A 12,746-nucleotide genomic window follows, 5' to 3' on the forward strand; every position below is an offset into this window, starting at 1 on the left:
CAACGGGATTGTGACGGAAAGCCGCGCCGCCCGGACAACCTCGCCATGCCGGGCGCGTCAAGCTGGCGGCGTCGGCCGGGACACAACCTGATGCCGCAGCCACGAGCCGACGAAGCAGCCAGCCAGATAGGCCGTCAGCATGAACAGCCCAAGATCGAGCCAGTAGCCCGGACGGCCAGGCAAGAGCCGCGACAGCGACACCACGATCAGCACCATCAGGATCACGCCGGTACGCTGGAGTGCTGTACGCGAAAGCCCCTTGCCGCGATGCACCACCGCGATCCAGCCCATGGCGAGCCCGAGCAGCGCTGCTCCCAGCAACCAGCCCCAATTGAATGTCGCAAGATACATCATCACTTCACCACGAAATCGATGCGGCGGTTTCTGGCTTTGCCTTCGTCGGTATCATTGGCCGCGACCGGCTGCGTGCTGCCGTAGCCGACAGCGGTCACGCGGCTCGCAGGCAAGCCGGCCTTGATGAGATACTCCGCGACGGCCTGAGCGCGCTTTTCCGAGAGAGCCAGGTTACCGGCCGCATCGCCGTCACTGTCAGTGTGTCCCGCGACTTCAATGTCGGCGGCCGGGCAACGCATCGCCGCTTCGATCAGCCGATCCAGAAGCCCCTTGGAGTCCGGATCGATGGTCGCATGGCCGGATTCGAACCTGATTTTGCCCTTGCCCAACAGTTCGAAGAACAACTGCTGACAAACGGTAGGATCCACCGGGCTTGAGCCGGGCTTGACCGAAATCTCCGCGTGCGGTTTCCAGTTTTGCGGCAGCGCGGTCGCGAGACTGGCGCGAACCTGTTCAGCGGCTCGCGCATAGAGCGCATCCCCGGAGAGTTTCACCTCGCGGTCGGAGATCATGAGGGCACCCGTTGACAGGCGCGACAGATCACCCAGCGCAGCGATCGCCGCGTCTGCGAAACCCTTCGGCGCACCAACGCTGGCCTTGAGATTGTCGACGATCTTGTCGCTGAAGAACTTGCGTGTCGCTGCTGCAACGATGGCCGCGTGAATGGTGTTATCAGGAACGTAGCCTGACAAGGTGAGCGTTGCCGTCACCGGATCCTTGTTGGCCTGGAAGACATAGGGCGGCGCCGTGATTGCGTTTTCCGCGACCGAGTAACCTTCCGGCAAATTCCGCAGCGCCGCTGCGATGGCCTCACGGCCGCCCAGTTCACGTGCCGTGCCCGACAGGCTGACCTTGGTATCGGATAACGTGATCTTGCCATCCTTGAGCCTGGCAACCAGGTCGATCAGCAGGAGGGCGACGGCATCGAAACGGGGCGGCGCTCCGCGGGACAGGATCATCTTGTCGGCGATCTCGGTGCCGCTCGCGGAGTTGCGCGCGGCTTCCAGAAGCCGCGCCTTGATCGCCGGCAGTGGCGCGCTGCCGCCCAAAGTGATCCTGATGACATCGCGCTCGGCCGACCAGACGAACGGCTTGGCCTCCGGGATCAGACGTGTCTGGTCGCGGACAAGACGGACACCCTCGACCGCCTCAACCTGCGACACCGCGCTGCGCCGGCCTTGCTCGGAAAAGGCATCCGCTGCAAACAGGACATCCCGGCCCGCGACCTCGATGTGGGTCTTGTCCAGAACGGTATCCTTAAGCGCCGCGACGGCGCGGCCGGCGAGATCATTCTCCACCGGCAAGGTACTGGTCCAGACAGCAGCGGCCCAGAGAATGGCCAGCGGAATGACTCCCGGCCACCATTTACGGACCCAACTCCAAAAATCGCTCATTCTGAACCTTTGCGTGTCGGGACAGAGAAAACAAACCCTTCCCTGAGTGTCAATTTAGAAATGACAGCGGATATTCCAGCTTTTGCAGGCCCGTCGCGAATAACCGTTTGTTCAGCCGTTTCTGTCAAAAAAACCGTTTCACAGGCCATGGCCGGGCTTCTCGATGAAACGACTGCGCAACGCGGTGATACGCGCCGGACTGGATGCACTTTACGTCACCGGTGCGCACCACATTCTACGCCCGGCCCTTGGCGGCGTCGGCATGATCTTCATGCTGCATCGTGTCCGCCCACCGACCGGCGACGCATTCCAGCCCAACCGCCACCTCGAAATCACGCCCGATTTTTTGCGTACGACACTTGAGCACCTCCGCGAACAGCGGATCGACATCGTAACCATGGACGACGTCCACCGCCGGATGATCAAGGGAGATTTTACCCGCCGCTTCGCCTGTTTCACCTTCGACGACGGCTATCGCGACAACCGCGACCATGCGCTGCCGGTGATGCGCGAATTCGATGCACCGCTCACGGTCTATGTCGCAAGCGACTTCGCGCAAGGCACAGGACGGCTGTGGTGGGTCGCGCTGGAAATGGCGGTCGCCGCGCGTGACGTTCTCGAACTGACGCTCGACGGCAACCAGGTTCGCCTCGACGCAACGACGGCCGACGCCAAGCAAATCGCGTTTAACCGGATTCACGACTGGCTGCGGCGCCTGCCGACCGATAGCCACGTGCAGGACGAGGTCGGCAAACTTTGCGCGCAATCGGGCATCGATGACGCGACGATCAGTCGCGACCTTTGCATGTCATGGGACGAACTCAGGCCGTTCGCCGAGGACCCGCTGGTGACCATCGGCGCTCACACCGTCAGCCATTGCAATCTGGCCCATGCCCGCGACGATATCGCGCGGCAGGAGATAGCGCTCAGCCGCGACCGGATCGAAGCGGCATTGCAGCGGCCGGTGCAACACTTCGCCTATCCTTACGGCGACAAAGCCTCGGCTACGGCCCGGGAATTCGAGACCACGCGGTCGCTCGGCTTCGCCACCGCTGTCACCACGCGGCCGGGAATGATTTTCACGGATCATGCCGGCCACCTCACCGCGCTGCCGCGCATCTCGCTGAACGGCAATTACCAAAGCGAACGATTTCTGCCGGTGCTCACCTCCGGCGCCGCGACTGCGATGTGGAATCGCCTGCGCCGCATCAATGTCGCTTGAGGCTGCCGTTTAAAACGGCATATCGTCTCGAGTATATCATATGTCTGATCTGTCGGTCCGGCAGATCGCCTTTTCTTGACTCGCTCCAGCGTCGAAGGCCAAATGCGGCCAACTGATTGGAGGGACTATGTTCAAGGATCTGTTTTCGCTGAAAGGTCGCGTCGCGCTCGTCACCGGCGGCTCACGCGGCATCGGCAAGATGATCGCCGGCGGGTTTCTCGCGCAGGGCGCAGCCAAGGTTTACATCACCGCGCGCAAGGCCGGTCCCTGCGAAGCCACAGCCAAGGAATTGACCGCCGCCTATGACGGCGAGTGTATCGCGATCCCGATCGACATTTCGACCGTGGCCGGTTGCGAAAAGCTGGCGTCGGAGATCATGAAGCGCGAGCCGAAGCTCGACATTCTGGTCAACAATGCCGGCGCCGCATGGGGTGCCGCGTTCGACGAATTCCCGGAGAACGGCTGGGACAAGGTGATGAACCTCAACGTCAAGTCGCTGTTCTTTCTCACCAAGGCGCTGGCCAAGCCGCTGCGCGCCGCGGCAACGAAGGAAAAGCCCGGCAAGGTCATCAACATCGCCTCCATCGACGGCATGTCCGTCAATCCGCTTGAGACCTATTCCTATCAGGCGAGCAAGGCCGCGGTGATCCATCTGACGCGGCGCATGGCGGCGAAGCTGATTAAGGACAACATCAACGTCACTGCGATCTGCCCCGGCGCGTTCGAGTCTGACATGAACACGGCGGCGCGCGACCACGGCGACACGGTGGCGAAGGCGATCCCGTCGAAGCGTATCGGCACCCCGGAAGACATGGCGGGAATTGCGATCTATCTTGCGTCCCGCGCCGGCGACTATGTGGTCGGCAATTCCATCGCGGTGGACGGCGGCATTGTCTACGCGAACCTCAGCCTGCCGGTGGCCGGCGAGTAGTTCCGCTTACAATCATTGAATGTCACGGCCGGATTTAATCCGGCCGTGAGCTTCTCGCGAGAAGTTCAATGGAGACGGGAGTGAGGCCCGCCTCTGACAGATTGAGATTGGCGACGTACGCCAGATCTCAATACGTCTCGACGTGGTAGCGCCCGCTTTCGCGCATCGTCGCTTTCATCGAGGCCCAGTTGATCGAGGCGCCACGGCAAGTATCGGCGAACGCTTCATCGACGCCGCTCTCCATGCCTTTCAGGCCGCAGATATAGACGTGGGTCCGGGTGTCGTTGAGCAGCGACGCGATCTGCGCGGCTTCGGCGCGTATCCGGTCCTGGACATACACGCGCGGTTCGCCCGGCACGCGCGAATAGCAGAAATACTTCCCGAGCAGCTTTTCGGGCACCTTCTGCAACGGCCCGAAATACGGCAGCTCCTCCGGGCGGCGCGCACCGAAGAACAGCAACAGCCGACCCGGCGCATCGGGCATCGCACGGCGGCGGCGCTCGGTGAAACCGCGAAACGGCGCCGAGCCAGTACCGGTGCAGATCATGATGATGTTGGCGGCAGGATCGTCCGGCATCAGGAACGTTGCACCGAACGGACCCGTCACCTGAAGCCTGGCGCCGCGCGGCAAGTCGCAGAGATAGTTCGAGCAGACGCCGTTGTCCTCGCGCTTCACGGTCAACGCAAGGTTGTTGGTGTTCGGCTTCTCGCCGTCGCGTGAACTCGCAACAGAATAGAGCCGCGGAAGATGCGGCTTGCCGTCGGCGCCCATGCCCGGCGCGACGATGCCGATGCTCTGGCCTTCGAGAATCGGAAACCGCTGGTCGCCGAAATCAAGAATGATATGGCGCACATCCGAATCCGCGGCCGCATCCGTCAGGCGGAAATTTCCCGTGACGGTGGCGGTTGCAGTCTTGTTGCTGTTGTAGAGATTGACCGTCGGCTTGCTCGCGGAATGAGGAGCGACCGGCTTGCCGCCGAGGCCCTTGCGGGCTTCTTCGAGAAGTCTGGAGACATCGTCTTCCAGTGCTTCGACCGTGGTATCGCCACCGGACTCCGCAACGATTTCTTCCTGAGGTGGAAGATCGCTCCAGGAAAACTGCTCCTCAAGGGAGTACGGTTTCGCGACAACGCGCCAGTTGTCGATCGAACCGGTCGGACAAGGCGAGATACAGTCCATGCAGTGATTGCAGATCGTCGCGTCGACAACATAGTTGTTGCCGTCGTGCGTCACCGCATCGACGGGACATGTTTCTTCGCAGGTATTACAGCGAATACATATCTCGGGGTCGATCAGGTGTTGCTTAAGGACGGCTGCTGTCATGCGACAAACCCAGATATATTTTGGATCGCCATCACCGGATTTGTCCCGGTGATCCACTCCTTCCTTCGGGCAAGGAGGCGTGGATGGCCGGATCAAGTCCGGCCATGACAGTTTGAGTCCTATGCCGCGATCTTCACATACTCGAAATCGCCGGGCTTGTTATCGATACCGACCTTCGGTGGCGCGATCCAGCCGGCGAACTTGCCCGGCTCATTGATCGGGGTCATCAGCGAGGTGATGAAGTCGCCATCTTCCAGCGATGGCAGATAATCGTTCCGGACCTTTGCCCACTCGGCATCATTGAGAATGACGCCCTTCGGAGTCGCGTTGATGTTCTTGAACTCACCGATATCGCGATGAAACGCGGTGTGCGGCAGTTCGAGCCGGAATTTGACGCCGGCCTTTTCGATGATCTTGTTCCAGCGCTCGACACCCTTCTCGCAATCGAGGGTGTAGTCGTCACGCAGGCGCATGTTGAGCGCCGTCAATGCAGGCTCATCGACGAGGGTAATCTTGCCGTCGACCATTTTCAGCACCTTGTAGATGTCGTTCGTCAGGCGGTGGTCGTCGTCGATCTTGGTTTCCTGGAAACGGCCCTTCAGGCCGGAATTATAGAAATTCGCGGCGTTGGTCGAAACTTCCGAGCCGAACAGATCGAGCGACAGCGAGTAATGCAGGTTCATCTTCTTTTGCATGGTCGGCAGGTCGATCACGCCGAGTGCGCGAATCTTTTCGACCTCGTAAGGGTCTTCAATACCCGCCGCCTTCATCGCTTCGCAAGTCCGCTGCAAGGTGCGGCCGACGCCGGTCTCGCCGACGAACATGTGGTGCGCTTCCTCGGTCAGCATGAAGCGGCAAGTGCGGGACAGCGGATCGAAACCGGATTGCGCGAGGCTCTCAAGCTGCATCTTGCCGTCACGATCGGTGAAGAACGTAAACATGAAGAACGACAGCCAGTCCGGCGTCGCCTCGTTGAACGCGCCGAGCATGCGCGGCGCATCCTCGTCGCCCGAGCGGCGGCGCAGCAGATCGTCGGCCTCCTCGCGGCCGTCGCGGCCGAAATACTTCTGCAGCAAGTAGACCATCGCCCACAGATGACGGCCTTCCTCGACGTTGACCTGAAACAGGTTGCGCATGTCATAGAGCGACGGTGCGGTCTTGCCGAGATGGCGCTGCTGCTCGACCGAAGCCGGTTCGGTGTCGCCCTGAATGACGACAAGGCGGCGCAGCATCGCGCGGTATTCGCCGGGCACTTCCTGCCATGCCTTCTCGCCCTTGTGCTGGCCGAAGTTCACCAGCCGCTGCTCATCCTGCGGCGCCAGCAAAACACCCCAGCGATATTCCGGCATCCGCACATAGTCGAATTTCGCCCAGCCCTTCGGATCGACGCTGATGGCGGTGCGCAGATAGACCAGCGACTCCTGAAAGCCTTCGGGTCCCATGTCGTTCCACCAGTCGAGATAGCCCGGATGCCAACCCTCAAGAGCTTTGAGCACCTGACGGTCTTCCGCGAGATTCACGTTGTTGGGAATCTTGGTGGTGTAGTCGACATTCATGACGTTCATGGCGTGCTCCCTGATGTGCACTCGATCTTTGCGTAATGGCGGCCGGCCTCAGGCTGGCATGACGAGAATCAGACTCGCCTCATATCGAACTGCGCCTTGACGCCGGTGCCATAGCGAAGCAAGGCCCCCTCTTCACCGACAGCATTCGGGCGCTGGAAGATCCAGTTCTGCCAGGCGGTGAGACGGGAGAAGATTTTCGATTCCATGGTTTCGGGACCGACGAAACGAAGGTTCGCTTCCATGCCGGTCAGGCTGTCCGGTGAGAAGCTCGCGCGCTCTTCGAAGAACACGCGGATCTCATCGTCCCAATCGATGTCATCAAGCGCGAACGTCACGAGCCCAAGTTCTTCCGCCGCTTCAGCGTCGAGCGCCTCGCCGATCTTTGCCTTCGCCGCATCGTTATCCGACGGATCGGCCTGAAAGCGCGACTGCAGCCGCGTCAGCCCGTGGCTCATCGGATACGGACCGAAATTGGATTCGGTCAGCACGATCGCGGCGGGCTCGCGGTTCTCGCCCTGCTTTTCGCCGATCAGCATGTAGGAACGGTCCGCGGCCAGCACGAGTTCAGCCAGCATACCGACGAAGCACGATCCCGGCTCGACCAGCGACACGATGGTGCGCGAGGTGACGTCGACACGCTTGAGCACGCGCTTCCAGTAGTGACGGATTTCATTGACCAGCCAGTGCGCCTTGTTGGCTTCGAGAAACGCATCATAGGCCATCACCCGCGCCCGCTCGCCGTGCGACTTGAACACCAGCATCGCGATTTCGAGTTCGTTGATCCGCAGATGAAGAATCGCGTCGTCGAGTTCGCGCGCCACTTGCAGCGGCCAGAAATTCGCGCCTTGCACCACAGCGCCTGCGGCATCAGCCGGCGACTCTGTCTCCGGTGCCTGGATCGAGATGGTCGCAATCCGGCCCTCGCGATTGATATCGACGCTCACGAAGCCATAGCGAATTTCATTGTCGTGGAATTCACGCTGCAATGGCGTCAGTTCGATGCCGGTGCCTTCACCTACGCGCTTTGACGCGGCCGCGAATTCCTTCGCGCGATCCGCGACGCGGTTCTCCAGCTTCGAATTGGAAACGATCTCGTCGACCAAGCGCCACTGCACCGCGCGCTTGCCCTTGATGCCTTCCTCGATGGTGCAGAAATAATCGGCATGATCGCGGCGCACCTTGCGCTTGTCGACCACGCGCGTGAGACCGCCGGTGCCCGGCAGCACCGCGAGCAGCGGCACTTCCGGCAATGCCACCGCCGCCGCGCCGTCGTCGGCCATGATGATGTGATCGGCCGCAAGCGCGAGTTCGTAGCCGCCGCCGGCCGCCGTGCCGTTGACGACGCAGATGAAACGCTGGCCGGAGTTCTCGCTGGAATCCTCGATGCCGTTGCGGGTCTCGTTGGTGAATTTGCAGAAATTGACCTTGTGCGCGTGGGTCGAGCCCGCAAGCATGCGAATGTTGGCGCCGGCGCAGAACACCCGGTTCTTGCCGGAGCGCAGCAGCACCACCTTTATTTCGGGATGCTCGAAACGCAGCCGCTGGACGGCATCGGCCAGTTCAATATCGACGCCGAGGTCGTAGGAATTGAGCTTGAGTTGGTAGCCTTCGAACAGGCCGCCATCTTCATCGACATCCATGGTCAATGTCGCGACGTCACCTGCGACATCGAGCTTCCAGTGCCGATACCGCGACGCATCGGTCTGGAAATCGATGTAGGTCGCCTGATTGGCAAGTTTGCGATCTTCGGCAGCCATGGCACCCTGAATTCAGCTAGCTGGATAATTTCCTGCAAAATAATGCATGAAATTGGCAAAGTCCAGTGATTACGATGAAAAGATGCATTTTATTGCATATCAAGCAGCGCGGCTTAGCAGGCCTTCGCCGTGGGTCGCCAGCAACCTGTTGGCGAAATCCGCTGCCGCTTTCAGCGTCGCATCCGGCGCATCGCGATGCGGCGAATGACCCGCGCCCGCGATGAGCGACACATCGACCGGGCAGTAGCACTCTTCCTCGGCGATCTCGATCTGCCGCACCGTGCCGTAGTGATCGTCCTCATCCTGGATGATGGCGACCGGCACCCGCAGATAGGCAAGCGACTCGATGATGTCCCAATCACGGAACGCCGGATCGAGCCACGCATCGTTCCAGCCACGGAACGCGTTGTCGACATCGCTGTGCCAGCGCGCGAGTTTCGCTTTCAGGTCGGTCGTGGCGTAGGCCTGCCCGATCTCGGCAACCGATTTTACCGAGATGTCCTCGACCACGAAATGCGGCGCGATCAGCACCAGTCCGCGCACGCGATGATCCTGCACGCCGCCGGCATAGATGGTCGCGATTGACGCGCCGTCGGAATGGCCGAGCAACAATCCACGACGAAAGCCGATCGCATCTAGAATCTTCGGCAACACGTCGAGTGCCTCGTCATGCATGTAGCTGACCGGCCGCGGCAGTTCGGCCTTCGACGACGTGCCATATCCGGCACGTGAATAGACGAACACGCCGGCGCCGGTCGCCGCCTGCAGCTTGTCGGGGAAATCGCCCCACAGGCCCACACAGCCGAGACCTTCATGCAGCATCACGATGGTCGGCGCCTGATCCGGCGTTGGCCCGATCATGCGGTATTCGAGACCGCTGGAGTCGATGGAAAGTGTGCCGGAGGACTGGAGAATGGACATGTGTTCGATCCCTACGCGCGGTTGCTGAATGTCAGTTGCAGCATTATGCACTCGTCGCATCGCGCAGCTTGAAGCGCTGGATTTTTCCCGTCGCCGTTTTCGGCAATGCTTCGACAACCTCGATCCAGCGCGGATATTTCCACGGTCCGATCTTCTGCTTGACGTGTTCCTTCAGCGCGCCATCGAGGTTCGCCATATCGGTGCCCGCCCTCAGCACCAGATATGCTTTCGGCTTCAGCAAGCCCTCACTGTCCGCCGCGGGCACGACTGCCGCCTCCAGCACAGCCGGATGTGCAATCAACGCGCTTTCGACTTCGAACGGCGACACCCAGATGCCCGACACCTTGAACATGTCGTCCGAGCGGCCGCAGTAGGTATAACGACCTTCGGCATCGCGGGTGTATTTGTCACCGGTGCGGGTCCAACCGCCCTCGAATGTCTGACGACTCTTGCTGCGCTGGTTCCAGTAGCCCTCACCCGCCGACGGTGCATTGACGATCAGCTCGCCGACTTCGCCATCGGGCACGTCCGCGCCGTTTTCGTTGACGAGGCGCACGTCATAACCCGGCACCGGCTTTCCCGACGTGCCGTACTTGATGTCACCCGGCGCGTTGGAAAGAAAGATGTGCAGCAGTTCGGTCGAGCCGACACCATCGAGAATGTCGACACCGAACCGGTCTTTCCAGCTTTGGCCGACCAGTTCCGGCAACGCCTCGCCGGCCGACGTGCACACGCGCAAACGCTTCGTGCGCGGCTGGCTCTTGTATGTCTCATCGTTGAGCATTGCGGCGAACAGCGTCGGTACACCGAAGAAGATGCTGGGATCATGCCTGGCGATGAGATCGAACATCACCGCGGGCGTCGGCCGTTCGGGATTGAGAATCGTGGTCGCGCCCACCGACATCGGGAAGGTCAGCGCGTTGCCGAGACCGTAGGCGAAGAACAGCTTCGCCGCCGACAGACCGACATCATCCTCGCGAATGCCGAGCACCTGTTTGGCGTACGTCTCTGCTGTCGCCTCGAGATTGGAGTGCAGATGGCGCACGCCCTTCGGCATCCCGGTCGAGCCCGACGAATAAAGCCAGAATGCCGGTTCGTCCGGATGGGTCGCTGCGGTCTCGGACTGATCGGATTCCTTTGCCAACTCATCGCTGAATTTCAAATGGCCTTGCGCATCGCCGCCCGACACCACGACATGCTGCAAATCCGGCATCCGGCCGAGCACGTCCTTCACTACCGGCAGCAACGCCGCGGAGACGAACAGCACCCGTGCGCGGCAATCCGCCAGCACATAAGCATATTGTTCAGTGGTCAGCAGCGTGTTGAGCGGCACCGGAACGACACCGGCGCGGATTGCACCGAGGAACACGACCGGAAAATCAATCGTGTCGAGCATCATCATCGCGATGCGCTCTTCGCGATGGATCCCAAGCCGCTTCAGGAGATTAGCGAGGCGGCGGGTTTGCGTCTGCAATTCGCCGTAAGTGATTTCGGAAACCGGATCCTTGAAAACAACCTTGGCACCGCGCCCCTGATCCACATTGCGGTCGAGCAGATAGGTCACGGCATTGTAGTGGTTCGGTGAATCGCTCATGGTTTCCGCCCTTGAGCGAAACATCCTCCGTCATCGTCGAGCCGCACGATGTCCCTCCCATAGTCTTTTTAGAATTATAATTCATATAAAGTCACCGCCTGAACTTGCTGTCAATCCTTTCCGGCATTATGTTTCAGGTTACCGCAGCGGCCCAAAACTGGACCTCCATCGCGCATGACCGAACAGCCAGAGCCTGAAGACGAATTTCTCGATCAGCTTGGCCAGCGGGTGCGAACCATGCGCGGGTTGCGCGGGATGTCGCGCAAGGTGCTGGCGCGGGTCTCGGGGATTTCGGAGCGCTACATCGCCCAACTCGAAAGCGGCAAAGGCAACGTCTCGATCGTGCTGCTGCGCCGGGTGGCTGTGGCGCTCGGCGCCCATATCGAGGATCTGATTCCGACCGCCGACATCGCGCCTGACTGGCTGGTGATCCGCGACCTGATGCGCAAGGCGACGCCGCACCAGATCGCGCAGGCCAAGGATGTGCTGTCCGCTTCGACCTCGCACGAGCATCCCGCGTTCGCCGGCGTCGCCCTGATCGGATTGCGCGGCGCGGGCAAATCAACGCTGGGCAAATTTCTGGCACAGAAGATCGGCTGGACCTTCGTCGAATTGAACAAGGAGATCGAACGGCTGAACGGCATCTCGGTCGCCGAGATCATGGCGCTCTACGGCCAAGAAGGTTTCCGCCGCATGGAGCAGACCGCGCTGACACAGGTGATGGCCAGCAAGGAGCCGATGGTTCTCGCGACCGGCGGCAGTATCGTGTCCGAACCGGTGACGTTCGACTTGCTGCTATCGTCATTCTACACGGTCTGGCTGCGCGCCAAACCCGAAGAACACATGGCGCGCGTGCGCAAGCAGGGCGACATGAGGCCAATGGAAAGCGATCGCTCCGACATGCACGAGTTGCGCACGATCCTGCTCAGCCGCGAGCCGCTTTATGCGCGCGCGGCCGCGCAGGTCGATACCGCAGGGCTGACCGTCGAGGAAGCGGCCGCCCGGCTGATCGATACGGTCCAGCCGGTTCTCGCCGAAGCCGGCGACGCTCCCATCCGCGCCGCCCGCGCGCGATGACGACGACCTCGCTGAGCGACGTGCTGCACGCGCGTGGACGGGACGCGCGCGGAATCATTGCGATCCGCAATACGCTCCACCCCGAAGACGCCTGCGATGCCTTCCGCACCATGGACGACGTCGCGCGCGCGGGCGCGCTGCCGATGCTCGACCGGATGCAGGACGGCCCGCTGATCGAGCATGACACGCTGGTGCTGTCGTTCATGGCTCTGCCGGGTGGCCGCGCGAAGCTGACAGGCTTCCGCCGTTTCATGATGCGGCGGCAGGGCGTGGTCCCCGGCGACATCGTCTACGATTACGAGGCGGCGCATTTGCTGCACAGCTTCATCGCCCGCGCGGCGGAGCCGGTGTTCTATGATGCCATCGACGAGGACGGTCTCGACGATCTGATCGGACAACTGGTGATCGAATGGCCTGAACCATTCACACCACACATCCGCACGGCCTGCGATTCGATGTTGAAAGTCGTTGGCGCAGAGGCGGTTCTGACGACGCAAGTTTGCGCAACTTAATTTTCCCCGTCATGGCCCGGCCCTGTGCCGGGCATCCACGCCTTACGTTTTACAACTAAAACGTGGATGGCCGGGTCAAGCCCGGCCATGACAAC

Annotated in this window: 11 protein-coding genes; 4 read left to right on the forward strand and 7 right to left on the reverse strand. The window is 61.2% G+C overall.

Going from position 1 to position 12,746, the window contains the following annotated elements:
- Window positions 1-57: 57 nt before the first annotated feature.
- Together ASC80_RS14650 and ASC80_RS14655 are read right to left on the reverse strand one after the other, a co-directional pair.
- A complete protein-coding gene (locus ASC80_RS14650) occupies window positions 58-354 on the reverse strand; it encodes a hypothetical protein (protein ID WP_056298378.1) in 297 nt (98 codons plus the stop codon).
- Window positions 354-1,748 (reverse strand): OmpA family protein, encoded by a 1,395-nt coding sequence (locus tag ASC80_RS14655; protein ID WP_056298381.1) that lies wholly within the window; start codon window positions 1,746-1,748, stop codon window positions 354-356. Before ASC80_RS14655 ends, ASC80_RS14650 begins: the two co-directional genes overlap by 1 nt.
- 163 nt (window positions 1,749-1,911) lie before the next feature.
- Here ASC80_RS14655 and ASC80_RS14660 point away from each other — a divergent pair, with 163 nt between their 5' ends.
- Both ASC80_RS14660 and ASC80_RS14665 read left to right on the forward strand, forming a co-directional pair.
- Window positions 1,912-2,970 (forward strand): polysaccharide deacetylase family protein, encoded by a 1,059-nt coding sequence (locus ASC80_RS14660; RefSeq protein ID WP_056298385.1) that lies wholly within the window; start codon window positions 1,912-1,914, stop codon window positions 2,968-2,970.
- Window positions 2,971-3,097: 127 nt separating this feature from the next.
- Window positions 3,098-3,901 carry an SDR family NAD(P)-dependent oxidoreductase gene (locus ASC80_RS14665; RefSeq protein ID WP_056298388.1) on the forward strand — a complete coding sequence of 268 codons (804 nt, stop codon included), beginning with the start codon at window positions 3,098-3,100 and terminating at the stop codon, window positions 3,899-3,901.
- A gap of 127 nt (window positions 3,902-4,028) precedes the next feature.
- On the opposite strand, the gene boxA is transcribed toward ASC80_RS14665, so the two are convergent.
- The 5 genes from boxA to ASC80_RS14690 form a co-directional block, all read right to left on the reverse strand.
- Complete coding sequence (gene boxA, locus ASC80_RS14670) at window positions 4,029-5,225, reverse strand: benzoyl-CoA 2,3-epoxidase subunit BoxA (protein WP_056298391.1); 1,197 nt, start codon at window positions 5,223-5,225, stop codon at window positions 4,029-4,031.
- Window positions 5,226-5,344: 119 nt separating this feature from the next.
- On the reverse strand, window positions 5,345-6,790 hold the full coding sequence (boxB, locus tag ASC80_RS14675; protein ID WP_056298394.1) for a benzoyl-CoA 2,3-epoxidase subunit BoxB: 1,446 nt from the start codon (window positions 6,788-6,790) through the stop codon (window positions 5,345-5,347).
- Window positions 6,791-6,858: 68 nt separating this feature from the next.
- Window positions 6,859-8,547 carry a 2,3-epoxybenzoyl-CoA dihydrolase gene (gene boxC, locus ASC80_RS14680; protein WP_056298397.1) on the reverse strand — a complete coding sequence of 563 codons (1,689 nt, stop codon included), beginning with the start codon at window positions 8,545-8,547 and terminating at the stop codon, window positions 6,859-6,861.
- 99 nt (window positions 8,548-8,646) lie between these two features.
- Window positions 8,647-9,468: an alpha/beta fold hydrolase gene (locus ASC80_RS14685; RefSeq protein WP_056298400.1), complete on the reverse strand. Its 822-nt coding sequence runs from the start codon at window positions 9,466-9,468 to the stop codon at window positions 8,647-8,649.
- A 43-nt stretch (window positions 9,469-9,511) separates the two neighbouring features.
- Entirely contained in the window at window positions 9,512-11,062 is a 1,551-nt protein-coding gene (locus tag ASC80_RS14690) for a benzoate-CoA ligase family protein (RefSeq protein ID WP_056298402.1), read from the reverse strand.
- Window positions 11,063-11,236: 174 nt separating this feature from the next.
- On the opposite strand from ASC80_RS14690, the gene ASC80_RS14695 reads away from it, so the two are divergent.
- Together ASC80_RS14695 and ASC80_RS14700 are read left to right on the forward strand one after the other, a co-directional pair.
- Window positions 11,237-12,139, forward strand: a complete 903-nt coding sequence (locus ASC80_RS14695; protein WP_056298404.1) for a helix-turn-helix transcriptional regulator — start codon at window positions 11,237-11,239, stop codon at window positions 12,137-12,139.
- Window positions 12,136-12,651, forward strand: a complete 516-nt coding sequence (locus tag ASC80_RS14700) for a hypothetical protein (RefSeq protein WP_056298409.1) — start codon at window positions 12,136-12,138, stop codon at window positions 12,649-12,651. The genes ASC80_RS14695 and ASC80_RS14700 overlap by 4 nt, the downstream gene beginning before the upstream one ends.
- Window positions 12,652-12,746 lie beyond the last annotated feature (95 nt).

It is taken from the genome of Afipia sp. Root123D2, assembly GCF_001425835.1.
GTDB lineage: Bacteria > Pseudomonadota > Alphaproteobacteria > Rhizobiales > Xanthobacteraceae > Afipia.